Here is a 23,202-nt window from a genome sequence, read left to right as displayed (position 1 = left end):
CGAGGAGAGAGTTCCATGCGCACCAACCATTCCCGCCGATCGATGCGGATCAAAGCCACAGTCACCGCCTGGCTGCTCGCCGCCGGCGCACTCGCCGTTGTGAGTGCCCCGGCCCAGGCCGGCGTCTCGCCCGAGTTGCAGCGCCTGCTCGACCAGGTCGGACGGCACGTCTCCCTGCGCGACCTGGAGGCCGACGGCACCCTGGCCGGGCTGCAGCGGGCCACCCGGGCCGCCGACCCGGACAGCCTCGACCTCACCGCCGAGGAGGCCGACCGGCCGCGGTCGGGCAAGGTCGCCACGCCGGGCCAGACGTTCGACATGGCCTGGTTCGAGCGCAACATCCGGGCCGCGCTGGCCGGTAAGACCGTCGGGTACGCGTACTCGATCGGCAAGGCCGGAAAGCTGGACCGGCAGGCCGGGGTCGGCTCGGCCCGGGTCGCGCCGGACAACCCGGTCACCGCCCAGTCGGCCACCAAGGCGATGACCATCGCCAGCGTCAGCAAGCCGGTCACCACGGCGGCCGTGCTCCGCCTGCTGGAACAGAAGAAGATCTCGGTCGACAGCGGGATCGGGCCCTGGCTGCCGTCGGCCTGGAAGCGCGGCACCGACGTCGACAAAATCACGTTCCGGCAGCTGATGACCCACACCAGCGGCCTGCTGCAGAACTACCAGACCGCCACCGGCACCACCGGCGGCAAGTCGACCGGGTCGTGGGACAACATCCGCATCGCGATCGGCCAGAAGCTGGGAGCCAAAAGCTTCAAGTACGCGAACATGAACTTCAGCATCTTCCGCATCATGGTGCCGAAGATCGCGTACGGGGTGGACCTGAGCCCCCAGTACGACACCCCGCCGCCGAACATCACCCCGGCGCAGATCGACTACCTGACCGGGGTCGTGTTCCTCGGTTACCTCAAGCCGGTGCTGGCCCTGGCCAAGGCGTCGGTGAGCTGCGCCAACACCGACCCCAACCCGACCAAGCTGTACGCGTTCCCGACCGGCGGCAAGGCCGGCTGGGGCCCGGCCGACTACACCACCGGCTGCGGCGGCTACGGCTACAACATGTCGGCCAACGGGATCACCTCGTTCCTGTCCCACATCCGCTACACCGACAAGGTGATCTCGGCCGCCGCCCGCAAGCTGATGGTCGACGAGAACGTCGGCATGTACTCGTACACCGGCGCCCGCGGCACCTACCACGGCCACAACGGCTCATGGACGCAGTCCGGCAACCGCGGCATGCGCAGCTGCGCCATGTCCTTCAACATCCACGTCGACGCCTCCCTGCTGGTCAACAACCGCGGCGACTACCCGAGCCCGTGCTCCATCCTGCTCACCGCGTTCGACAACGCCTGGCACTGACCACCAACCGCGATGGCCGGGGCTTTGTGAGCCCCGGCCATCCGGCTACGGGAAAGAGGTGACGGTAGAGGTGGCCACAACTGCCCCCCTGGTGATTCCGGCGAACTGCAAGCCAGGACCACGGCGAACCGAACACGCATCTGCTCGCAGAACGAACACGCTGACCTTCGCAGATCGAAAGTCAAATCGTTCGCAAACTGAAAGTCCCGCAGCTAGGATGAGGTGTGCACACTCGGCCGCTGATCCCGCGCCATGCTTCAGCGAAAGTTGATGCCGCACTAGCCGACACTCGGGTAGTGCTGGTGAGCGGCGCGCGTCAAGCCGGGAAGAGCACCCTCGTCCGCGTCGTCGCCGGCGATCGCTTGGCCGAGCGTCGAGATCTCGACCGCGAGCAGGATCGCACCATAGCCATTGCCGATCCCACGGGCTTTGTCGACAGCACAGAGTTGCTGGTGATCGACGAGATCCAGCGCGCTCCGGACCTCCTCCGGGCCATCAAGGTCTCGGTCGACGAGGACCCTCGCCCGGGGCGCTACCTCCTTACCGGATCTTCCGCACTGTTCGGGATGATCGCCGCCCCGGACGCCCTTCCCGGCAGGATGCAGACCGTCGAACTCTGGCCGTTCTCGCAGGGCGAGATCGACAGTGAGCCGGACGGCTTCATCGACGCTATCTTCGCGCTCGGCCCCGGGCTGCGGCACACATCGACCGTGACTCGCGCCGACTATGCGGCACGGATCGTCCGTGGAGGCCTTCCTGAGGCAGCGTTCCGATCCGATCCTCAGCGGCGCGAAGAGTTTTTGGACGCATACGTCCAGGCACTCATCGACCGTGACGTGCGGCAGCTCTCTGATATCCAGCACAAGGGCCGGCTGCGCAAGCTGGTGCGGCTCCTCGCAGCCAGGTCAGGGACCATCGTCGCCGCCAACTCGCTCGAATCGGACCTGGAATTGAGCCGGCCGACAATCGCGCGCTACCTACAGGTACTGGAAGAGATCTTCCTGATCAAACGGATTCCTGGGTGGTCCCGCAACCTCGGCACCCGGGTGACCGCCGCACAGAAGCTGATCTTCGTTGACTCGGGCATTCTCGCCAACGAGATGGCAATCGAGGCTCGGGCCCTGCTCCGTCCAGGGGCGCCGTTCGGACCGCTGCTCGAATCGTTTGTGTTGTCCGAGCTGTCACGCCAGCTCACGTGGTCCAGCCAGAGAGCCGAGCTCTCGCATTACCGGGATCGGGACAAGTTCGAGGTCGACGCCGTTCTGGAAAACCGGTCCGGGCAAGTCGTCGGCGTCGAGGTGAAAGCCGCCTCAACCGTCAGGGCAGCAGATTTTCGCGGTCTGCAACGCCTTCGCGACCGCCTCGGCGAAGACTTCGTCGCGGGAGTCGTCCTCTACACCGGCAACAGCACCCTGCCGTTCGGCGACAAACTCCGCGTCATGCCGGTCAGCGCTCTGTGGCAGGTCGCCGCGCCCGAATAGAAAGGCGGCGCCGCAGGCCAGGCCCGCGGCGCCGTACTGGTTCAGAGAAGGTCGGTCACGGGAAGTTGGTGATGGTGGAGGGGACGACGTTGCTGGCTTGGGCGGGGGCGCCGAGGTTGTTGACGACGTGGTCGATGGTGCCGGCGGCCAGGGAGATCGTGAAGATGTTGTGGAGCTTCACGCCGCCGTGGGTGGGAGCCTGGAAGCCGTTCGCCGAGTGGATGGACGGGTTGTCGAGGAAGACGGCGTAGCTGCCCATCGCCCACGCCTCGTGGGTCTGGACGCTGTCGGCCACCTTGTACGCCGGGTAGCCGAGCACCCCGTCGCTCCGCCACGCCGCGTTGGACGGCGGGTCGTACGGCTGCTCGTTCTGCAGGAAATAGGTGCGGCCGCCGTTACCGTTCCAGAGGACCTCGGTCTTCTGGTAGTGCTCGACGAACAGGCCGTACGCCGTGACGTTGTTGCCGTTGACGATCAGGCCGCTGTCGGCCGTGTTGACCGTCCAGCCGTAGGTGCCCGCGTTTCCGTGGTCGGCCCGCCAGGCCCAGATGTGGTCGACGATGACGTTGTTGCTGTTGATCAGCAGGCTGTTGGTGGCCTTGCCGGCGATGTAGCCGCCGATCCGGAAGAACACGTCCTGGACCGTGGTCGGGTTCGCGGCGTGTGAAGCGCTGCTGCCGGACGGTCCGATGACCAACAGGTTGGGCGAGTTGGTGGTGCCCGCGTCGAACAGCACGCCGGCGATCTTCACGCCGTCCACATCGGCCACCTGCATCGCGGTGACGCCGTTGTCCGGGATGATCGTGGCGTAGCCGAGCCCGAGGACCACGGTGTTGGCCCGATTCACGTTGATCGTCTGGTTGATGTGGTAGATGCCGGGCTGGAAGATCAGGTTCAGGCCCTGGGCCAGCGCCTGGTTGATCCGGGCCGCGGTGTCACCCGGCTTGGCCACGTAGAACTGGTTCAGCGGGATCGAACTGCCCGGGGTGTTGCCGTTGACCCAGGTCGCGCCCGACGTGTTGGTGCGCAGGTTGGGCACGAAGACCGCGTAGTCGCTGCCGCTCTGGTACAGGTACGGCTTCTCGCGGATCACCGGGGTCTGCGGGATGACCGTGTACGGCGGGTTCGGATAGCTGGCGGTCGGTGCACCCTGCACGCCGACGAAGGTCTGGTTCCACACCGCATTGGTGTTGGATGCGATCGCGCTGTCGCGGGTGAACCATTGCTGCTGCGAATACTGGCCGAGTGAGCCGCTGATCCGCGAGTCCGAGATGTAGCCGCCGGACGCCCACCCGTACCCGTTGGGGGCCAGGTTCAGGTTGCCGTGGATGTCCATGCGGCGGAACGGCGCGGCCTGCGAGACGGCCCAGCGGTTGGTGCCGTTGACCGGGTACACCGACACGTTCTCGGTGCTGCGCCAGAAGTTCTGCGTCGCGTTGCCCTGGAACCAGCCGGCGTCGACGGTGATGTCGCCGTTTATGCGTACGTCCTGAGGGTTCTGCCCGAGGCCGACGATCGAGGTGTAGAAGCCGACCTGGATGTTCAGGTTGTTGTAGGTGCCCGGCTTGAACGCCAGCACGTAACGCCCGGTGCCGAACTGCGCGCTCTCCTGCTGCGCGAAGATCTGGTCGGCCCGGGCCTGGATGCTGGCGCTCGACATCGACGGGTCGAAGACGACCACGTTGGCGCCGAGGCTGCCGCCACCAGGAATCGGGTCGCCGGTCGGGGGCGGCGTGGTCGTGCCGCCGTAGACCTTGAACTCCCACAGTGAGTAGCCGTAGCCGGTGGTGCGCTGGGTGCCGTACATGCGCACGTACCGGCCGGTGCCGTTGACCGTCAGGTTCTGGTTGCCGCCGGTCGAGGTCGTGGTCGAGTAGATGCTGGTCCAGGTGCTGGCGTTGTCCGAGACCTGGATCTGGAACGCCTTGCCGGCGGCGGTCTCCCAGTTCAGCTCGACCCGGGTGATCTGCTGCGAGCTGCCCAGGTCGACCTGCAGCCACTGCGGGTCGCTGAACGCCGACGCCCAGCGGGTGCCGGTGTTGCCGTCGACGGCCTCGGACGCCAGGTAGGCGCCGGCCGCTTCGGTCGAGGACGCGGTGGCCGGCCGGCCCTGCGAGAGCAGGGTCTCGGCGGCGCTGGCGCCGACCGCGGTGATCGCGGTGTAACCCGCGACAACGGTGGCGACCAGGCCACCTATCGCCGCGAGGCGCCAGGGGGAGCGCCTCCGCTCGGGTGCGGAGGAGATGGGGATGATCATTGCTTCTCCTTGGGCGGAGATGCGCAAGGGGGACTCTTGCGCCCTAGGGAAGGCTGAACTCTCCTGCGGTTCCGAGGGAGAGCGCTCCCCCGCGACCGACGCTAGGCACCGCGTTCATCAGCTGTCCATAGATGAACACGGTTCCGGAACTTCGCCGGTCTTGCGGTTGTCACAAAGGCCAGCCCTGCGGTTGCGCATAAACCCAGGTCAATGCCGTACGAGAAGGGCCGTGACGGCCTCCTGCGGGATCGATAACAGAGACTTCGGAACCGGTTCCGGCGCTGGTCGGCAAAAACGGCATGCCCGCCAATTCGGCTGATCCTGTCGCGGAGAGCGCTTCCCGAAACTTTGTTTCCTACTCTGGAGCGATGCGTCTGGTCCTCACGAGCGACACCCATCTGCCCAAGCGCGCCCGCGATCTGCCGGCGCCGCTGTGGGTCGCGATCGACACCGCCGATGTCGTGGTGCACGCCGGCGACTGGGTCGACGAGGCTGCCCTGGACAGCCTTGAGGCGCGCTCGGCCCGGTTGATCGCGTGTTACGGCAACAACGACGGGCCGGCGCTGCGGGCCCGCCTGCCCGAGATCGCGTACGCCGATCTGGACGGCCTGCGGTTGGCCGTGGTGCACGAGACCGGCCAGTCGACGGGCCGCACCGAGCGCTGCGCCGCCCGCTTCCCCGACGTCGACCTGCTCGTCTTCGGCCACTCCCACATCCCCTGGGACACGACCGCCGCGTCGGGCCTGCGCCTGCTCAACCCCGGCTCACCGACCGACCGGCGACGGCAGCCGTTCGCCACGTACCAGACCGCCGTGATCGACGGCGGCAAGTTGACCGAGGTGACGCTGCACGAGTTGCCGCCGCGCGGCTGACTCAAGGGCCTGGCGTCCGCAGATCGCTCGCCAGGTCCAAGGCTGCCCGCCGGGGGTCACCCGCCCAGCGGCTGGCGAACCCGTCGCGCAGACGCCAGCCCTTCCGGGCCAGGGCGCACTGCCGGGCCAGGTGCGCCTCGGTGCCGTCCGGGTGGGGTTCGCAGAAGACGCCCGTCGGGTCGCCGGGCGGGCCGATGCACAGGTCGATCGTCCAGCTCCCCACGGCGTACGCGGGCCTGGTCTCGACGTCGAGGCGGTGCAGCTCGGCCGCGAGTTCGGCCGCCCAACCGGTCGCCGGGTTCTCGGCCGGAGCGGTGGGCACGGCATCGGCGTAGGCGAAGAAGTCCCCGATCAGGCCGTCGGCCCGGTCCAGAGCCGTGACCACCACGAGTCGCCGCCGGGCCCGGGTGACCATGACGTTGAACAGGTTCGGGTCGGCCACGAACCGGCGGCGGGTCGGAGAGTCATCCGGTTGCAGGCCGAGCGAGACGATCACGACGTCGGCCTCGCTGCCCTGAAAGGCGTGCACTGTCCCCGTACGCAATCCAAGCTCTTCGATTCTTTCCACCGAGTACGCCTCGACCAGCGCCGCCTCCAACGCGTCGGCCTGCGGGCGGAACGGCGAGATCACCCCGATGCCGCGGGTGCCGGCGGCCGCTTCCGCCTCGACCAGCTTCAACACCGCGGCCAGCTCGTCGGGCGCCCGCACGATGTCGATCGCGTCGGCGCCCTCGCCGGCCGGGGTGCGGGTGAGCACGTCGAGCCGGTCGCCGTAGAACCGCCGGGCGGCGAACCCGATCAGGTGCGGCACGCTGCGGTGATGCTCGGCCAGCCAGGTCGCCGGGGCGGCCCCCGCGGCCAGGTCGTAGGCGCTCACCCGGCGGACGTCGAGCCGCTCGTCCGCGCCGTGCCGCTGCAACACCTCGGCCACGTCGACATCGCTCACGAACGACACGAATCGCAACTGCCGCGGATCGCCCACCACCAGCGCCCGCTTGGCCCGGGCCAGCACGGGCGCGGCCCGCACCTGGTCCACATGGGACGCCTCGTCCAGCACAACGAGATCGAACATCCCGGGCGCGGCCGGCAGCAGATCCTCGACGTCGGCCACCGTGCCGATCCAGAGCGGGAGAGCGTTTACCAACGGCCCGGCGGGCAACCCGGCGAGCAGTTCACGACGGCGGTTGCGCCCGGCCCGCAACGCCGCGGCCAGGTCGGCGGCCGCCCGGCGCGCGGATTTGTCCCACCGCTGCCGACTGCGAGCGGCCCGGCGCATGGCCGCACCGACGGCCGCGGCCAGCCTCTGCTCGGCGTCGTGCCAGGCCGCCCACTGCGCCGCCAGCTCGGTGCCTCCGGTCGCGGCCAGCCGGGCCGCGGCCCGCTGCGCGGTGGCCGCGGTGAGCGCGTCGGTCAACCTTTCCTTCGGTACGTCTTTTCGCGCGCCCAGCAACCGCCGAGCCCACCAGCGCGCGAGCCGGCCGCCGTCGAGCCGCGCCCTCAGCTTCCCCGGATCGGCGTCGTCGGTGAAGGCGCCGGGCGCGTCACCGGCCAGCGCGGCCAGGCGCGGTTGCCATTCCGGCAGCGCGGCCGCCTGCACTTCGAGGTCGAGCGCGGCGGTGAGGCCGGCCCTGATATCCCGTACGGCGTCAGAGGCTTTGCGAACGTTCTCGGCGTCGGCCTTGAGCTCGTCGTCGGTGGCGCCCTGCTCGAGCCCGCCCGTCAACTCGGCGGCCAGGCTCTCGCGCCGGGCGGCGTCCCCGAAAAGCACCGGAACCGGCCCCGGATACCGTTCCAGCAGCCGCGCCAGCACCTCGGCCGCGTGCGGCGACTGCGTCGCGACCAGCACGGATCCGCCCCGATGCACCACTTCCAGCGCCGCCGCGACCACGGTGTGGCTCTTCCCGTTCCCGGGCGGCCCCGAGACCACGGTGATCGTCTCGGTGCGGGCCCGGGCCACCACCTCGGCCTGCGCCTCGTTCAACGGCATCGGCGAGAGAACCGCCTCGCCCCGGTCTCGGCTCGTCAATGCCGAGCTCGCGCCCTTGCCACGCCGATCGCGGCCGGTCGGGCTCGCGCCTTCACCACGCCCATCGCGGCCGGGCGGGCTCGCGCCCTCCGCAGGGCTCTCGTGACCGTCGGCGTAGACGGCAGCGAGTGCGGTGCCGGTGAGGTCGCGCGAGGCCCAGCTGCGCAGGCTGTCCGCGAGCCCCGCCCCGAAAACATCGCGCACCACGAAGAGCGCCGCCTCGGCCATGAGCACGACCCGGTCGTTCGGCGCCCGCCGATCACCGGCCACCGCGTCCACCGAAAGCCCCGTGGCCTCGGCCGCCGACCACAACCAGGCCTTGCTGCCGGTCGCCTCGAGCCACCCCGGCCCGGCCACCCCCGGCGCGGCCTCCAACGCCGCCGCCAGATTCCGATCCTCGATCAGCGGCGTGATCTCGACATCCCCCGCCGCCACCACCCGATAGCCCAACAGCCCCCGCTCGAGCTGCACCGGCTGACTCAGCAGAGGAACCCGGATCTTCCGCTGCTTGCCCTCGACCTCGGCCCGCCCGACCAGAAAACCCCACCCACGCCGCAGCGGCCGCTCATCCCGGTGCAACGCCCCGATAGCCGCGAGCCGATCAACCTCTTTCCGCCGCGGCGCCCGCTCAGCATCATCCAGCCACACGATCGGCTGCCCACCCCGCCCGACATCCAGCACCCGATCACCACCAGCGGGCGCCAGCTCAGCCAGCACAGCAAGAACAGTCGACGGCACCATCGCGCCCGAGGTTACCGCCCGTCGAACAGCCTTCAGCCCAGGCATCCCCGGGAGAGCAGGCCATGCTCAGCGGCATACGCAGGAAATTCGTTGCCGGTACAGGGCAGCCGAGCACCTGTCGCCCGCAGGGCGTCAACGATGCTTCCCGCCCCGACCGGGTTCAGCTTGTCGTCCTGGCACCCTTGGGCCAGCAACCAGATGGTCCCGTGCACTTCTGCGCCGTGGCGACGCGCCACAACGGTGGCATCACGGTCGTCGGTGACGGCGATGCCGCCACGAAGCTCCGCAGCCGCCAGCACGCTCGCCTCGCCCAGATCTCTTTCCTGAGAACCGATCCGACCGGTCCACTTCACGAAGCACCGGAGCTCGTCGAGCGCATCCAAACTCGCGACCCGCAACCATTCCAGCTCCACTGCCTCGGCCAAAGCGGATGGGTGTCGGCGCCCTGGCGCAGCTCCGCCAGGACAACCGTCGTGGTCCAGCACTCTCGGCCCACTAACAGCTCGCGCAATAGGGTTTGGCGGCACCACCGATTGTCCCGACCACTGTCAGGGCTCCAGGTCGGTTTCTGGGTCTTCGGGCAGGTCGCCCTCCTGGATCTGCCCGTGCATGAGTTCGACACAACGCCTGCGTGTGATCAGTCCCTGCCGCCAGGCCCGCATGACGGCGTTGGCCACCGCCGGGGAGACACGGACCGATTCGAGGTCGGATTGGGGAGCCCAGCCGAGCGCTTCCAGGAATTCTGCCTTTGTCGGGTTGGACCGGGCCCACGCCTTGGGTATCGGTCCCCGGCCCGCCGCCGTGGCTTGCCGAAGCGTCAGCGACCACGATGTGCGATAGCGCGCGGCGATCCCCACCAGCTGCTCACGGGTAAGGGTGTCCCCGTCGGGAAATATGGAGGACGGCAGGAGCAGCTCGGCGGCGAAGGTGTCGATCGTTGCCTCGCGGCTGGCCCGGGACGCGTGTACACCGAGGTCGCTGGAGTATTCGTCGCCGAGCACGAGGTGGCCGAGCTCGTGAGCAGCGGTCGCGCGGCGCCGGCCGGGGTCGCCCTTCAGGCTCACGACGGCCGCACCGAGATCACCGTCGACGGCGGACGCACCCTCACCGGCCAGGTCGGTCAGCAGGACGAACTGCCCGGCTCGCTCGCACAGGCTCAGCATGCTGTCGATGGGCTCGACGCCCAGGCCCAGTTCGCCACGAAGCCACCGGGCGGCCGCTCGCGCGGTCGATCCGTCCGACACCGGCGAAGGGCAGGTCATCGCGGGCCGCGTGGCAAGGGTGCCCAGTTCGATGAGCTGCCGCAGTTCCCGCATCCAGCTCTCGAGGGCGAGATCGAGCAGGTTGGACTCGCGCCCGGCGCCGGTCGTGGTGTCTTCGGTCAGCGGTACCGTCCGGCGTGACAGCACAGGCGGCTGCTCTTCGAGGAAGTGCGCCATCGGCACCTTGAGCACTGCGGCCAAGCGCGCCAACTCGAGCGCGTCGACACGGCGGGTGCCGGCCTCGATCTTGGCCACCATCGTGCGGTCGAGGCCCATGGCCTCGGCCAACTCGCTCTGAGACAGGCCGAGGGACGCGCGGGTCGTCTGCACCCGGTCGCCGATCTCGGTCCAGTCTCGTGCCGCCATGGTGCGATAATCGCACATCCCGACGGTTCGAGGGTGACCGCTCACGCAGGTCGCCCGGGTGGGTTTCGCGTTCTGGACGCGTCAGCGGCCAGCGAAACCCACCCGGGCCCTCGGCGGGAGCTGCGGCCCGTACCCACCGCCCCGCTACGACATCTGTATTCGAACTTTTGTTGGCGGCCGGCGTTGGAAGCCGGCCGCCAGTTCGGGAACTCAGCCCAGGTCGACGGTCGGGTAGAGGGGGAAGCCCGCCAGCAGTTCGTGGGCCTGCTTGTGGACGCGGTCGGAGACGGCCGGGTCGAGGTGGAACTTGGCCTTCGACGTGGCGTCGGGGGTGGTGCCGGCCAGGACGGTGTGGATCAGTTCGGCGATCTGGTCCATCTCGGCCGTGCCGAGGCCGCGGCTGGTCAGGGCGGGGGTGCCGATGCGGATGCCCGAGGTGTACCAGGCGCCGTTGGGGTCGTTGGGGATGGCGTTGCGGTTGGTGACGACGCCGCTGTCGAGGAGGGCCTGTTCGGCCTGGCGGCCGGTGAGGCCGAACGGGTGCACGTCGATCAGCACCAGGTGGTTGTCGGTGCCGCCGCTGACCAGCTGGACGCCGCGCTTGGTCAGGCCCTCGGCCAGGGCCTGGCTGTTGGTGACGATCTGCTGGGCGTAGGTCGCGAATTCCGGGCGGCGGGCCTCGGCGAACGCGATGGCCTTGGCCGCCATCACGTGGGCGAGCGGGCCGCCCAGCACCATCGGGCAGCCACGGTCGACCTGGTCGGCCAGTTCGGGCTGGGCGAAGACGGCGCCGCCGCGGGGGCCGCGCAGGCTCTTGTGGGTGGTGGTGGTGACGATGTGGGCGTGCTCGATGGGGTTGTAGTCGCCGGTGAAGACCTTGCCCGCGACCAGGCCGGCGAAGTGCGCCATGTCGACCATGAAGGTCGCGCCCACCTCGTCGGCGATCTCGCGCAGGGTCGCGAAGTTCACCTTGCGGGGGTACGCCGAGTAGCCGCCCACGATGATCAGGGGCTTGAACTCCCGGGCCGTCTCGCGGAGGGCCGCGTAGTCGATCTGGCTGGTGGCCGGGTCGACGCCGTAGCTGCGCTGGTCGAACATCTTGCCGCTGATGTTGGGGCGGAAGCCGTGGGTGAGGTGGCCGCCCGCGTCGAGGCTCATGCCGAGCATGCGCTGGTTGCCGAACGCCTGCCGCAGCTCGGCCCACTCGGCGTCGGTGAGGTTGTTGATCTGGCGCTTCTCGAACTTCTTCAGGTAGGGGACCTCGACCCGGTCGGCCAGGATCGCCCAGTACGCGACCAGGTTGGCGTCGATGCCGGAGTGCGGCTGCACGTAGGCATAGGGCGCGCCGAACAAGGCCTTGGCGTGCTCGACGGCGATCGACTCGACGGTGTCGACGTTCTGGCAGCCGGCGTAGAAGCGGCGGCCGATGGTGCCCTCGGCGTACTTGTCGGAGAGCCAGTTGCCCATGGCCAGCAGCACGGCCGGGGAGGCGTAGTTCTCGCTCGCGATCAGCTTGAGCGACTCACGCTGGTCGGTGAGCTCCTGCGCGATCGCGTCGGCGATGCGGGGCTCGACGGACCGCACGACCTCGAGGGCGGAGCGGAAGGCGGCGGATTCGGCGTTTACCTCAGGCATGGGACCTCCCTATCACGGTGAAGAGGCCCAGGCGCACGGCAGGTGTCGTCGTTGAGACGAGGCCGCTCCCCGATGGTTGACCACCTTGACGCGCCAGTCACGGCCCACCGCAGAGCATACCGTTCTTCCGCCCGGGCAGAACTAGGGTGATCTCGTGAACGGTGTTCAGATCCTGCTCATCATCGGTGTGGGCATCGCGGTGTCGGCTCTCGCGCGCAAGCGGGGCGTCGAGCCCGGCATGATCATCGTGGTGCTGGCCGCGGCCGCGTCCTTCATCCCGGGCGTCCCGCGGCTCGAGCTCGAGAGCGAGCTGATCCTGGCCATCGTCATCCCGCCACTGCTCTATTCGGCGACCCGGGTGGCGTCGTTCTCGAACTTCGGGGCCAACCTTCGCTCGATCTGGACGCTGGGGGTCGTGCTGGTGGTCATCACCACCGGCGCGCTGGGCTTTCTCTCGTCGTGGCTGCTGCCCTCGCTCGGGCTGACCGTGGCGTTCGTCCTCGGCGCCGTGCTGGCGCCACCCGACACGATCACCACCGTCTCCCACGGCGACGAGATCGGGCTGCCCAAGCGGGCGACCTCGATCCTCACCGGCGAGAGCCTGGTCAACGACGCGACCGCGCTCACCCTGTTCAGCATCGCGATCGCCGCCGCCAACGGCGAGCACACCACCTGGCAGGGCGGGGTCGGCGAGTTCTTCCGGAACGCGTCGATCGGCGTCGGCATCGGCGCGCTGTACGCCGTGATCGCGCTCTGGATCCGCAAGCGGCTGGGCAACCCGACGCTCGAGACGGCGCTGGTGATGCTGGTGCCGTTCACTGCCTTCCTGACCGCCGAGGAGGTACACGCCTCGGGCATCCTGGCCGTGGTCGTGGCCGCGTTCTCGCTGAGCATCAACCTGACGCTCGACCCGAAGCACCAGTATCCGGGCGCCTACCGCACCCGGCTGCGCGAGAACGAGGTCTGGCCGGTCATCGACTTCCTGCTCGAGACGTTCGTCTTCGCGTACATCGGCCTGCAGTTGAAGTGGGTGCTGGAGGAACTGGCCGAGTCGGACGACCCGGGGCTGGGCCGCACGCTGGTCGCGGCCGGGGTGCTGCTGGTCGCCGCGGTCGTCATCCGGCTGGTCGGGGTGGAGTTTCTCTTCGGCCGCTGGACCGTCCGCGAGCGGCAGGTGCAGCGGCGCGCCGAGCAGGACGTCTACTACCGCTCCCGGCTGCAGCGGATGCAGGAACGCCACCGGCAGCGGCGCGGCCAGGACCCGCTGCCCGCGCCGACCCGCAAGGAGCGGCTGCTGGTCGGCTGGACCGGCATGCGCGGCATCCTCACCCTGGCCGCGGCGGCCTCGATCCCCGAGCACACGGCCTCGGGCGAGGAGTTCCCGGGCCGTACCGCGATCCAGGCCATCGCGTTGTTCGTCACCCTGGGCACCCTGCTGTTGCAGGGCACGACGGTGGGCTGGCTGGCCCGCCGGCTGAACTTCGACCTGGACGCGGAGCGGGCCGCGACCGAGGCCGAACGCGAGCGCGGAACCCGGATCGCGGCCGCGGCCGCCGCCCAACCGGCCACCGACGTCGACGCCGGGTTCGAGGCGCAGCGGCTCGCGGTGGCCACGGCCGTCCGCAACCACGAGCTGAGCGAGGAGATCGCCCGCGAGCTCATCGAGGACATCGACCTGAGCCAGGCGGCCCGGCATACCGGGCCGCCTGCGACCTAGGCGGTCGGGAAGGGCTCGCCGTAGACGTTCTTCTCGTAGCGGGCCTGGGTCATGTCGACCGTGATCCAGCAGCCGTACGGGATGCGGACGAACAAGTTGCCGGTGAGGCTGAGGCCGGTGAGGATCGTGCCGCCGTAGACACTGCCCTGGACGGCCGGGCGCTCGACCCACTGCGGCAGCCGGAACGCCTCGTTGGCGCGGGGCGACGGCCGGACCGTGGACTTGTTGTTCTTGAGGAAGGCGAAGCTCATGTAGCGCTCGGCCCCCTCGGGGTAGCAGTTCTGCTCGTACCGCACGCTGACCGGGCCATTGTCGACCGTGATCTTGGGGCTGAAGGCGTAGCAGTTGTCCGAGCCGTCGTCGGGCAGGCAGGTGTGCTCCCACGACCACAATGCGCGCGGGCTGGTGACGTCGACCAGGCGCCAGTCGTACACCCCGAGCTCGGCCGTCGCGGTGGCCCCCTCGCGTTCGGCGTTGCCGCGGTAGACCGCCTGGTAGGTGCCGCGCTGCCAGGCGCCCGGGAAGTGGTAGCCGGCGTCGGTCGTGTACCCGGCGGTGTCCCAGCCGGTGAACGTGCCGTCGTCCTTGACGTTGAGCGTCTTGTGCTTGGTGAACTCCTCGGCGCCGATGGACTTGAAGAGAATGTCGACCTTGCCGGCGTTGCCGGTCGGCCCGGCCGCGGCCCGGCCGGCCACCTTGACGCCGTAGCCGTACTGGACGCTCGGCGTGACCAGCTCGAACGTCATGGTCACCGGCTCTTTGGCTGCCGGGGCCGCGTAGGCCGGGGCTGCTGTGCCCACGGTCGCCGCCACCAGAAGCACCGCCAGAACAGACTTCACTCGTGAATCCTTCCCCCGTGACAACTGTCGATGGGATTCTTCCCTGTCGGCGCTGTCCGGCGCGACCCCGGCTACCGGGCGACGGTGCGGAAGCCGGTGTTGCCGGTCGACGAATCGGGGGTGTTGGACGAGCGGGCGGCATTGCGATACCGATTGCAGTACGAGTCGTGGCACAGATACGAACCACCGCGAATCACCCGAGCCGCGCCCACCGGCGGCCCGCTCGGATCGTCCAGTGGGGACTCGGCGTAATAAGTCGGCGAGAACCAGTCGGCACACCACTCCCACACGTTGCCGACCGGCTGATACAGGCCGTAGTCGTTGGGTTCGTACGACCGGGCCGGCGCCGTCGTCACCCACCCGTCCTCGGCCGTGTTCACCGTCGGGAACGTGCCCTGCCAGATGTTGCAGGCCCACTCGGCCGGCAGATCATGCCCCCACGGATAACGCAGCGACGGCTTCCCTCCGCGCGCAGCACATTCCCATTCCGCTTCCGTGGGCAGCCGCCGCCCGGCCCACGCGCAGTAGGCGTGCGCGTCGTTCCAGCTGACGTGCACCACCGGGTGGTCGTCGAGCGCAACCGATCCCGGCCCCGACGGGTGGGCCCAGTCCGCTCCGCAAACGCCCAGCCACCACGGCGTACCGGCCATGCTCCCGATCACCTCGGCCGACGGCTCCACGGCCAGGTGGAACACGGCCGACCAGCCGAATGCCTCGGCCTCGGTCCGATAGCCGGTGCCGGACACGAAAGCGCGGAAGTCGGCCACGGTCACGGTGGTCGCATCGATCGAGTACGCGGGCAGGCGCACCGGATGCACCGGCTGCTCCCCGTCGGGGCGGACACCGTCGCCGGACGCATCGCCCATCGCGAACGTCTGCCCCGGCACCGAGACCTGGGGCAACCGATGTGGGCCGCGGCCCACGATCTCGACCGCGGGCCGGGGCGGACGGCCCGCCGACGGGCTGCAGCAGTGGTTCACGGCGTCACCGGCCGGGGCTGGCTGGGGTGCGGCTGGTCCCCGAGGCGGGCCTGCTCGTTCCACATCGCGACCGTCAGCTCGGCCCGCACGGTCGCGTACGCCGGATCGTCGTACACGTTGTGCAGTTCGGCCGGGTCTTCGCGCAGGTCGTAGAGCTCCCACTCGGGCGGATAGGTCCCCCACCCGGTGCCGGGCAGGTCGAGGCCGTCGTTGTAGAAGTAGATCAGCTTGTAGCGCGCGGTCCGGTAGCCGTAGTGCGCGGGCGCCTTGTGGAAAACGTCGTCGTGCTCCCAATACCGGTAGTAGATGCCGTCGGCCGGCTGAAAGGAATCTCCGGTCAGAAGCGGCCAGAAACTGCGGCCCTGCATGCGTGGATGGGCTTCGACCCCGGTCGCCTCGAGGATGGTCTGAGCCCAGTCCACATTGGTCACCATCTCGTCGACCACACCGGGGGCGACCCGCCTGGGGTACGACAGCACGAGCGGCATGCGCAGCGATTCCTCGTACATGAAGCGTTTGTCGAACCATCCGTGATCGCCGAGGAAGAAGCCCTGATCCGACGCGTACATCAGCAGGGTGTCGTCGAAGGTGCCGCGCGCCCGCAGGAAATCGGTGACCCGCCCGACGTTGTCGTCGACTGATGCCACGCAGCGCAGATAGTCCTCCATGAAGCGCTGGTACTTCCACAACGCCTCTTCCTCGTACGTGAGCCCCTCCGGCGGCGGCCCTTTGAGGTCTTCCAGCGTGAGGTGCTCGGCGATCCGCATGGCGGCGCGCCGGGCTGACGAGGTCCGGGTCGAGTAGTCGTCGTCGAAGGTCGGCGGTAGCGGGATCGGGTCGGTGAACAAGTGCTCATGGGCGGGCGACGGGACCCAGGGCCGATGCGGGGCCTTGTGATAGATCAGCACGCAATACGGGGCGTCCGACGAGGAGATCCAGTCGAGCGCGAGGTCGGTGATGATGTCGGTCGTGTAACCCTCGACAACTCGCCGGCCCGACTCGCTGAGAAAGACCGGGTCGACGTACTCCCCCTGGCCGATCAGCACGTCCCAGTAGTCGAAGTGCTGCGGGTCGTGCCCGGGCCCGTCGCCCATGTGCCACTTGCCGACCATCGCGGTGCGGTAGCCGGCCGCCCGCAACGCGCTGACGAAGCTCGGCTGGGCCGCGTCGATCGGTGTGACCAGCGTGGTGACGCCGTTGATGTGGCTGTAGGTGCCGGTCAGGATGCTGGCCCGCGACGGCGAGCACAGCGAGTTGGTGGCGAAGCAGTTGTCGAAGCGCCGGCCGAGCCGGGCGATCTCGTCGATCCGTGGTGTCGTGTTGACCTTCGAGCCGTACGCCGAGATGGCGTGGGCGGCATGGTCGTCGGTCAGGATCATGACGATGTCCGGCCGGCGCCCGCTCATCGGTAGGACGCCTCGTCGAGCCCGCTCAGCGTCGGGTCGTGGTCGATCGCGCCGACGTCGTACATGGACGTCATCCAGTGGTAGAACCGGTCGTCCCGCTCGACCAGCAGGGTGTAGAGGCGGCGCATCATGCGACGGACGACGTCGGCCATCTCCGGGTGACGGTAGATGTTGATCAGCTCGTCCGGGTCACGTTCGAGGTCGTACAGCTCGTTGGTCGAGTCCGGGTTGACGACCAGCTTGTAGCGGTCCTCGCGGAGCATCCGCTGCGGGTACGGGAAGTGGTGCCCGTGGAACTCGGCCACGATGTCCGGCGGCCACGCCGGGTGCTCGCCGCGCACGATCGGCACGAGACTTCGCGAATCGACGGCGTCCGCGGTGGAGAGACCGGCCAGGTCGAGGATCGTCGCCGTGCTGTCCAGCAGCGAGACGAACTCCCGCCGGACCTGCGGCGCCTCGCCCGGGATGCGAATGATCCCGGGCGTCCGGTAGATGTCCTCGTACATCGCCGGGCCCTTGTCGTGCAGGCGGTGCGAGCCGGTGAACTCGCCGTGGTCGCAGGTGAAGAACACCGTGGTCCGGTCGGTCAGGCCGAGCCGGTCGAGCTCGTCGAGGATCCGCCCGACCTGCTCGTCGATCAGCGTCACGTAGCCCCAGTAGACGGCGATCAGCTTGCGGGTGACCTCGATCGGCATGGTGTCGAAGGTCCAGTGCTCGCTGTAGTTGCGCTGCACCGGCGGTTTGCCCTCGAACGTCTCGGCGATCGACTTCGGCAGCTCGACGACGGCCGGATCGATCAGGTCGAAGTACTCGTCCGGAATGATGTACGGCAGGTGCGGCCCGAAGAAATGGGTGGCCAGATAGAACGGCTTGCCGTCGGTTTCATAGTTGCGCAGCATCTCGATCGTGCGGGTCGCCATGTAGTACTCGAACGTCGCCTCGACCGGCTGCTGCAGCCGCGCGGCCAGCAGGTTTCCCGGGCCACCGTTGGGCAACGTGCCCCGGATGTGATCCGTGATGGCGTACGGCGGAAGGTCGTTATCTTTCAGGTAGGCCTGGTAATCCTCGTGCTCGACCGGGTTGTGCCAGCCCGTCAGGTGCGGCCCGTCGAACCCGTAGTCGGCCGGCGCCTTGAGCGTGCCCGCGTGCCACTTGCCGATCAGGCCCACGTTGTAGCCCTGCTCGCGCAGCGCGACCGGGAAGGTGAACGTGCCGTCGGGCAGATCCTCCTGATAGCCGACGTTGCGCTCGTGGTTGGCCAGCACCTTGTGCCGGAACGGGGCCTGCCCGGTGAGCAGGCTGGCCCGGGCCGGGGTGCAGATCGCGGTCGGGGTGTACCACCGGTCGAACCGCGTGCCCGACGCCGCGAGGCGGTCGAGGTTCGGCGTGCGCACGTGCGGGTTGCCGTACGCCCCGAGCGAGTCGACCCGGTGCTGGTCGGTCATGAGGAAGAGGAAGTTCACTTCGAGGCCGCGCCCGTGAACGTCTCGCCCAGGTAGTACGTCTTCGGGTCGGGGTTCTCGGTCAGCTTCTTGGCCCCGACGAAGTAGTCGCCCATGCCGGTCAGCCACTTGTCGACCGTTCCGTCGGCCGTGTACCCGTCCAGCGTCTTCGAGTCGAGCATCTTGCTGTTGCCGGCGTCGGCCTTGACCGCGTCCACCGGCTGCTTGAGCAGAGCGGCGGTGAGCTCGACAGTCTTGTCGCTGTTGGCCGCGCGGTAGTCCATCGCCTCGCGCAGCACCTGCACCACCTTGGTGACCGTCCCGGCCTTCTGGTCGACTGCCTCGTTACCGGCCACGAACGCCGTCGGGAACGAGACGGTGGCCGAGAAGTCCTCGTTCTTGGCCAGCTCGACCAGGTCCGGCTTCTTCTGCTTGATGTTGTTGAGCAGCGGGTACCAGATGCCCGCGGCGTCGATCTGACCCGCGGCGAAGGCCGAGACGATCGTGGCCGGGTCCATCGGCACGCGCTCGATGTCGGTCGCCGACAGGCCCGCCTTCTCCAGGGCCAGGGTGAGGATCATGTCGCCCGAGGTGCCTTCGGGTACGCCGACCTTCTTGCCCTTGAGCTGCGCAAGATCGGTGAGGCCGGGCTGGGCGATCACCCGGTCGGCGTTGCCCAGCGAGTTCAGCGCGACGATCTTGGCCTTGCCCGAGGCCGGCAGCCAGACCGCGCCCGGCCCGATGTAACCGAAGTCGAGGTCGCCCGCGTTGATGGCGGTGATCTGCAGCGGCCCGTTGGTGAAGACCTTGGTGCTGACCTCGAGACCGTGCTTGGCCCAGAGCTTCTGGTCGTCGGCCACGGCGAGCAGGCTGGTGCCGTTGTAGTCGGCGATGTACCCGAAGTTGACCTTCTCGGTCGGGCCGGAAGAAGAATCGTCGGATGATCCGCAGGCGGCCACGCCGAGCAACGAGGCGGCGGTGATCAGAGCGAGCAGGCGTTTCATGCAACAGGCTCCTGGTGATAGACGGCGCTCCACACGCGGTTGCGCAGGGCCGTGAAGTCGGGGCTGAGCCGCAGCTCTTCGGTGCGGGGATAGGGCAGGTCGACGTCGACGATCTCGACGATCCGGCCCGGGCGGGCGGCCATCACGACCACCCGGTTGGCCAGGAAGACCGCCTCGTCGACGTCGTGGGTGATGAAGACGACGGTGCGTTTCTCCTGGCTCCAGGTCTGTAGAAGCTGTTCCTGCAGGCGTACGCGGGTCAGCGCGTCGACCGCGCCGAAGGGCTCGTCCATGAGCAGGATCGACGGGTTCACCGCGTAGGCCCGGGCGATGGCGCAGCGCTGCTTCATGCCGCCGGAGAGCATGCGGGGCAGCGCGTCGGCGAAGTCGTGCAGGCCGACCAGGTCGATGAAGTGCTGGGCCCGCTCGCGCCGCTCGGGGTTGGGCACGCCGGCTGTACGCAGTCCGAACTCGACGTTCTTGCGGACCGTGAGCCACGGGAACAGGGCGTACTGCTGGAAGATCACGCCGCGGTCGGGCCCCGGGCCGGTGATCCTCGCCCCCCGGACCAGCGCCTGCCCCGCGTCGGGGGTCTCCAGGCCGGCCAGGATGTTCATCAGCGTCGTCTTGCCGCAGCCGCTGGGGCCGACGATGGTCACGAACTCGTTCTCGGCCACCTCCAGCGACACGTTTTCCAGCGCGACAAAACGGTCGTTCTTCATCGCGAAAGACTTGCCGACCCGGTCGATGGTGATCATCGGCGTTCCTGCCAGTTCGTCAGACGGCGCTCGGCGAACAACAACACGCGATCCATCAGCAGGCCGAGCACGCCGATACTGATCAGCCCCACGAAGATCGTGGGCAGGTCGTAGTAGAGCTGCGCGCTCTGCATGCGATAGCCGAGCCCCTGCTGGGCCGCGATCAGCTCGGCCGCGACCAGGGTGGCCCAGGACGAGCCGAGGCCGACCCGCATGCCGACCAGGATGAACGGGGTCGACGCCGGCACCACGACCCGCGCGAAGATCGTGCCGTCCTTGGCCCCGAGCACCCGGGCCGCGTTGATCAGCGTCTTGTCGACCCCGACGACACCCTGGAAGGTGGCGATCACGCAGGCCAGGAACGAGGCCAGGAAGATGACGAAGATCTTCGGGGTCTCGCCGATGCCCATCAGCACCACGGCCAGCGGAATGATCGCCAGCGGCGGGATCGTGCGGAAGAACTGCACCCACGGCTCGACCAGGCCGCGCACGACCCCGTACCAGCCCATCAGGAAGCCGACCGGCACGGCCAGCGCGACCCCGAGCATGAAGCCCGCGAGCACCCGGCCCAGGCTGGCCAGCACGTCGTCGGCCAGGGTGCCGTCGGCGATCAGCTCGCCGCCGCGCTTCAGCACTTCGGGCGGCGCCGGGATGTCGAACCCGCCCAGCGAGAAGCCCCACCAGACGCCGACGCCGAGCACGACCGAGAGCAGATTCAAGAGCGTTTTCGGTACGCCGCGATGACGGCGCTCGGGCGGGGCCGGGCTGCCGGTGGTCACCTCGGCGTCCGCCTGGACCACGGTCATGACAGGCTCCCCGGGACTCGTGGGTTGGGATAGTCGGTCAGCAGCGGCGACTGCCGGAAGCAGGCGGTGATCGCGCCGCGGGCGCCGTCGTCGTCACCGAGCTGGGCCGGCCGGACCAGCGGGTGCGCCTCGCCGGGGATCATCTCGGCCCTGATCACGGCTGCGGCCCCGGTGACGATCTCGGGCACGGCGAACGGCAGCGGGCCGCCGATGACGACGACTTCGGGGTTGAGGATCAGCGCGGCGTCGGCCAGCACCCGGCCGAGCGCCTCGGCGACATCGTCGATCACGGCCCGTACGTGCGGCTCATGTCGCCGGACCGCGAGCTCACCGAGGTTGTCGACCCCAGCCGCGGCCAGGACGGGACGCACCGCCGCCACGGTCTCGAGGCAGCCGCGTTTGCCACAACGGCAGACGCCCCCGGCCGGGTCGACTTTGACGTGACCGAACTCGCCGGCCACCCCGCCCGCCCCGGAGACCAGCCGGCCCGCCACCACCAGCCCGCCACCGACGCCGTCGGCCAGCCGCACGTAGAGGACGTCGCCCGCCTCGGCGTCGTTGCCGGTCTCGCCGGCGCGCCGGTTCCGGCCCAGGTGGCCGGCCTCGGCCAACGCGGCGAACCGGGTGTTGTTGTCGACCAGCACCGGCGCCGGGAAGCGGGCCGAGAACGCGGCGAGCACGTCGGCCCGGGAGCCGCCGGCCGGAACGGGACCGGCCACCCCCACGCCGATGCCCTGCAGCGCGGCCAGGTTGATGCCCTGCTCGCGGGCGATCCGGTCGACCAGGCCGACCGCGGCCGCGAGCCGGTGCGGCCACGGGCGGGCCGGCCGGTACTCCTCGACCCCGCTCGCGATGATCTCGTGGGCGGCGTCGGCCACCGCGACCCGCACCCGGTTGTGGCCGATGTCGACGCCGAGGAACTGTCCCGATCGCGGGTCGAGCGCCAGCAGCTCAGCCGGGCGGCCGCTGCCGGCCCGGTCGCGGGCGTCGGTGTTGACGACCACGATCGCGCCGCGGGCGAGAAGTTCCGAAGTTATTTCCGACAGTGTGGTGCGCGAGAGCCCGGAACGGGCCGCGATCTGAGCCCGGCTGAGCCCGCCGCGCTCACGCAGGATCGCCAGCACACGCTCCTCATGAGCGCGTCTGACCAGCGCATGTACGCCTCCGGATCCGGACACGAGGCCACCGTAGGCGGGCCCGAATTTTTCCGTCAACAGTCCGGCAGAATTATCTCTTCTAAACCGGTAGGAAAACTTCCCCAGTAACCCGGCTGTCACAGCGAAGTCAAAGGGAATCCACAAGAAACGGACTTACGGTAGCCAAAACACGATGGGAGAGAGCGATGGCCAAGGATCCGAGACCGACGTACGAGGGACGGCGCCTGCCCCGGCCCGACGAGGAGGTCGTCGACCAGGGCCTCGGGTTCGACCTGGGCACGCTGGCCAGCCGGCGGCACGTGCTGCGGGGATTCGGCCTCGGCGCGGCCGTGCTCGGGCTCGCGGCGTGCAGCAGCACCTCGACCTCGGACAGCGCGACGACCCCGGCCGCCTCGACATCGCCGGCCGCCTCGGGCGAGATCCCGGACGAGACCGCCGGCCCGTACCCCGGTGACGGCTCGAACGGGCCCGACGTCCTCGAGCAGAGCGGCGTGGTCCGCAGCGACATCCGGTCGAGCTTCGGCTCGGCCAGTGGCACGGCTCAGGGCGTACCCATGACCCTCGAACTGACGATCCTCGACATGGCCGACAGCGATGCGCCGTTCAAAGACGTCGCGGTCTACGTCTGGCACTGCGACCGCGAAGGCCGGTACTCGATGTACACCGACGGCGTCACCGACCAGAACTACCTGCGGGGCGTCCAGATCGCCGATGATTCGGGCAAGGTGAAGTTCGCCAGCATCTTCCCCGCCTGCTACACCGGGCGGTGGCCGCACATCCACTTCGAGGTCTACCCGAGCCAGGCCGACATCACCGACTCGGCCAAGGCCATCGCCACCTCCCAGGTCGCCCTGCCCAAGGACGCCAGCGACAAGGTGTACGCGACGACCGGCTATTCGTCCTCGGTGAGCAACCTGAGCCAGCTCAGCCTGTCGTCCGACAACGTGTTCGGCGACGACGAGGCGGCCCTGCAGATGGGCGCGGTCTCCGGCGACGTCACCAAGGGGTTCGCGGTGACGCTGACCGTGAAGATCGACACGACCACCCAGCCCAGCGGCGGCGGCCGCCCGCCCTCGTAAACGGTTCCGTAA

Annotated in this window: 18 protein-coding genes and 1 riboswitch; of the genes, 5 read left to right on the top strand and 13 right to left on the bottom strand. The window is 69.1% G+C overall.

Annotation, left to right across the window (positions count from 1 at the left end; all coding sequences use genetic code 11):
- Window positions 1-15 precede the first annotated feature (15 nt).
- Entirely contained in the window at window positions 16-1,362 is a 1,347-nt protein-coding gene (locus tag M1L60_RS23300; protein WP_253239599.1) for a serine hydrolase domain-containing protein, read from the top strand.
- 224 nt (window positions 1,363-1,586) lie between these two features.
- Window positions 1,587-2,843 carry an ATP-binding protein gene (locus M1L60_RS23295; RefSeq protein ID WP_253239598.1) on the top strand — a complete coding sequence of 419 codons (1,257 nt, stop codon included), beginning with the start codon at window positions 1,587-1,589 and terminating at the stop codon, window positions 2,841-2,843.
- A gap of 55 nt (window positions 2,844-2,898) precedes the next feature.
- On the opposite strand, the gene M1L60_RS23290 is transcribed toward M1L60_RS23295, so the two are convergent.
- Window positions 2,899-5,100: a discoidin domain-containing protein gene (locus tag M1L60_RS23290; protein WP_253239597.1), complete on the bottom strand. Its 2,202-nt coding sequence runs from the start codon at window positions 5,098-5,100 to the stop codon at window positions 2,899-2,901.
- 368 nt (window positions 5,101-5,468) lie between these two features.
- Here M1L60_RS23290 and M1L60_RS23285 point away from each other — a divergent pair, with 368 nt between their 5' ends.
- Window positions 5,469-5,972, top strand: a complete 504-nt coding sequence (locus tag M1L60_RS23285; protein WP_253239596.1) for a metallophosphoesterase family protein — start codon at window positions 5,469-5,471, stop codon at window positions 5,970-5,972.
- A 1-nt stretch (window position 5,973) separates the two neighbouring features.
- On the opposite strand, the gene M1L60_RS23280 is transcribed toward M1L60_RS23285, so the two are convergent.
- The 4 genes from M1L60_RS23280 to M1L60_RS23265 all read right to left on the bottom strand — a co-directional run bounded on the left by M1L60_RS23280 (window position 5,974) and on the right by M1L60_RS23265 (window position 12,002).
- Window positions 5,974-8,739 (bottom strand): DEAD/DEAH box helicase, encoded by a 2,766-nt coding sequence (locus M1L60_RS23280; protein ID WP_253239595.1) that lies wholly within the window; start codon window positions 8,737-8,739, stop codon window positions 5,974-5,976.
- A 32-nt stretch (window positions 8,740-8,771) separates the two neighbouring features.
- Complete coding sequence (locus tag M1L60_RS23275; RefSeq protein ID WP_253239594.1) at window positions 8,772-9,164, bottom strand: PIN domain-containing protein; 393 nt, start codon at window positions 9,162-9,164, stop codon at window positions 8,772-8,774.
- 123 nt (window positions 9,165-9,287) lie between these two features.
- Complete coding sequence (locus M1L60_RS23270) at window positions 9,288-10,367, bottom strand: helix-turn-helix domain-containing protein (RefSeq protein ID WP_256516908.1); 1,080 nt, start codon at window positions 10,365-10,367, stop codon at window positions 9,288-9,290.
- Between the two features lie 210 nt (window positions 10,368-10,577).
- Window positions 10,578-12,002: a glycine hydroxymethyltransferase gene (locus M1L60_RS23265; protein WP_253239592.1), complete on the bottom strand. Its 1,425-nt coding sequence runs from the start codon at window positions 12,000-12,002 to the stop codon at window positions 10,578-10,580.
- A gap of 18 nt (window positions 12,003-12,020) precedes the next feature.
- Window positions 12,021-12,113, bottom strand: a riboswitch (ZMP/ZTP riboswitch).
- Between the two features lie 43 nt (window positions 12,114-12,156).
- Between M1L60_RS23265 and M1L60_RS23260 the strand changes: the two genes are divergently transcribed.
- Entirely contained in the window at window positions 12,157-13,719 is a 1,563-nt protein-coding gene (locus M1L60_RS23260; RefSeq protein WP_253239591.1) for a cation:proton antiporter, read from the top strand.
- Here the strand turns inward: M1L60_RS23260 and M1L60_RS23255 are convergent.
- The 8 genes from M1L60_RS23255 to M1L60_RS23220 all read right to left on the bottom strand — a co-directional run bounded on the left by M1L60_RS23255 (window position 13,716) and on the right by M1L60_RS23220 (window position 22,132).
- Window positions 13,716-14,558, bottom strand: a complete 843-nt coding sequence (locus tag M1L60_RS23255; protein ID WP_253239590.1) for a hypothetical protein — start codon at window positions 14,556-14,558, stop codon at window positions 13,716-13,718. The two genes, M1L60_RS23260 and M1L60_RS23255, sit on opposite strands and share 4 nt — an antisense overlap.
- 71 nt (window positions 14,559-14,629) lie before the next feature.
- Window positions 14,630-15,538 (bottom strand): formylglycine-generating enzyme family protein, encoded by a 909-nt coding sequence (locus M1L60_RS23250; RefSeq protein WP_253239589.1) that lies wholly within the window; start codon window positions 15,536-15,538, stop codon window positions 14,630-14,632.
- Window positions 15,535-16,944 carry a sulfatase family protein gene (locus tag M1L60_RS23245; RefSeq protein ID WP_253239588.1) on the bottom strand — a complete coding sequence of 470 codons (1,410 nt, stop codon included), beginning with the start codon at window positions 16,942-16,944 and terminating at the stop codon, window positions 15,535-15,537. Before M1L60_RS23245 ends, M1L60_RS23250 begins: the two co-directional genes overlap by 4 nt.
- Window positions 16,941-18,407 carry a sulfatase family protein gene (locus M1L60_RS23240; RefSeq protein ID WP_308208526.1) on the bottom strand — a complete coding sequence of 489 codons (1,467 nt, stop codon included), beginning with the start codon at window positions 18,405-18,407 and terminating at the stop codon, window positions 16,941-16,943. Before M1L60_RS23240 ends, M1L60_RS23245 begins: the two co-directional genes overlap by 4 nt.
- A complete protein-coding gene (locus M1L60_RS23235) occupies window positions 18,404-19,390 on the bottom strand; it encodes an aliphatic sulfonate ABC transporter substrate-binding protein (RefSeq protein ID WP_253239586.1) in 987 nt (328 codons plus the stop codon). The genes M1L60_RS23240 and M1L60_RS23235 overlap by 4 nt, the downstream gene beginning before the upstream one ends.
- Complete coding sequence (locus M1L60_RS23230; protein ID WP_253239585.1) at window positions 19,387-20,148, bottom strand: ABC transporter ATP-binding protein; 762 nt, start codon at window positions 20,146-20,148, stop codon at window positions 19,387-19,389. Before M1L60_RS23230 ends, M1L60_RS23235 begins: the two co-directional genes overlap by 4 nt.
- Window positions 20,145-20,954 carry an ABC transporter permease gene (locus tag M1L60_RS23225; RefSeq protein WP_253239584.1) on the bottom strand — a complete coding sequence of 270 codons (810 nt, stop codon included), beginning with the start codon at window positions 20,952-20,954 and terminating at the stop codon, window positions 20,145-20,147. Before M1L60_RS23225 ends, M1L60_RS23230 begins: the two co-directional genes overlap by 4 nt.
- A complete protein-coding gene (locus M1L60_RS23220; RefSeq protein ID WP_253239583.1) occupies window positions 20,951-22,132 on the bottom strand; it encodes an ROK family transcriptional regulator in 1,182 nt (393 codons plus the stop codon). Before M1L60_RS23220 ends, M1L60_RS23225 begins: the two co-directional genes overlap by 4 nt.
- Window positions 22,133-22,296: 164 nt before the next feature.
- Here M1L60_RS23220 and M1L60_RS23215 point away from each other — a divergent pair, with 164 nt between their 5' ends.
- Window positions 22,297-23,190, top strand: coding sequence for a dioxygenase family protein (locus M1L60_RS23215; RefSeq protein ID WP_253239582.1), 894 nt, complete (start codon window positions 22,297-22,299; stop codon window positions 23,188-23,190).
- Window positions 23,191-23,202 lie beyond the last annotated feature (12 nt).

Origin of the sequence: Paractinoplanes aksuensis (genome assembly GCF_024137025.1) — a bacterium.
In the GTDB taxonomy this organism is placed as follows: domain Bacteria; phylum Actinomycetota; class Actinomycetes; order Mycobacteriales; family Micromonosporaceae; genus Actinoplanes; species Actinoplanes aksuensis.
This window is presented reverse-complemented; position numbering and strand designations above follow the sequence as displayed.

Coding starts and splice junctions, on each gene's coding strand:
- M1L60_RS23265 (WP_253239592.1), bottom strand. CDS start 12,002: ATGCCTGAGGTAAACGCCGAATCCGCCGCCTTCCGCTCCGCCCTCGAG.
- M1L60_RS23270 (WP_256516908.1), bottom strand. CDS start 10,367: ATGGCGGCACGAGACTGGACCGAGATCGGCGACCGGGTGCAGACGACC.
- M1L60_RS23235 (WP_253239586.1), bottom strand. CDS start 19,390: ATGAAACGCCTGCTCGCTCTGATCACCGCCGCCTCGTTGCTCGGCGTG.
- M1L60_RS23225 (WP_253239584.1), bottom strand. CDS start 20,954: ATGACCGTGGTCCAGGCGGACGCCGAGGTGACCACCGGCAGCCCGGCC.
- M1L60_RS23230 (WP_253239585.1), bottom strand. CDS start 20,148: ATGATCACCATCGACCGGGTCGGCAAGTCTTTCGCGATGAAGAACGAC.
- M1L60_RS23215 (WP_253239582.1), top strand. CDS start 22,297: ATGGCCAAGGATCCGAGACCGACGTACGAGGGACGGCGCCTGCCCCGG.
- M1L60_RS23285 (WP_253239596.1), top strand. CDS start 5,469: ATGCGTCTGGTCCTCACGAGCGACACCCATCTGCCCAAGCGCGCCCGC.
- M1L60_RS23290 (WP_253239597.1), bottom strand. CDS start 5,100: ATGATCATCCCCATCTCCTCCGCACCCGAGCGGAGGCGCTCCCCCTGG.
- M1L60_RS23300 (WP_253239599.1), top strand. CDS start 16: ATGCGCACCAACCATTCCCGCCGATCGATGCGGATCAAAGCCACAGTC.
- M1L60_RS23245 (WP_253239588.1), bottom strand. CDS start 16,944: ATGAGCGGGCGCCGGCCGGACATCGTCATGATCCTGACCGACGACCAT.
- M1L60_RS23280 (WP_253239595.1), bottom strand. CDS start 8,739: ATGGTGCCGTCGACTGTTCTTGCTGTGCTGGCTGAGCTGGCGCCCGCT.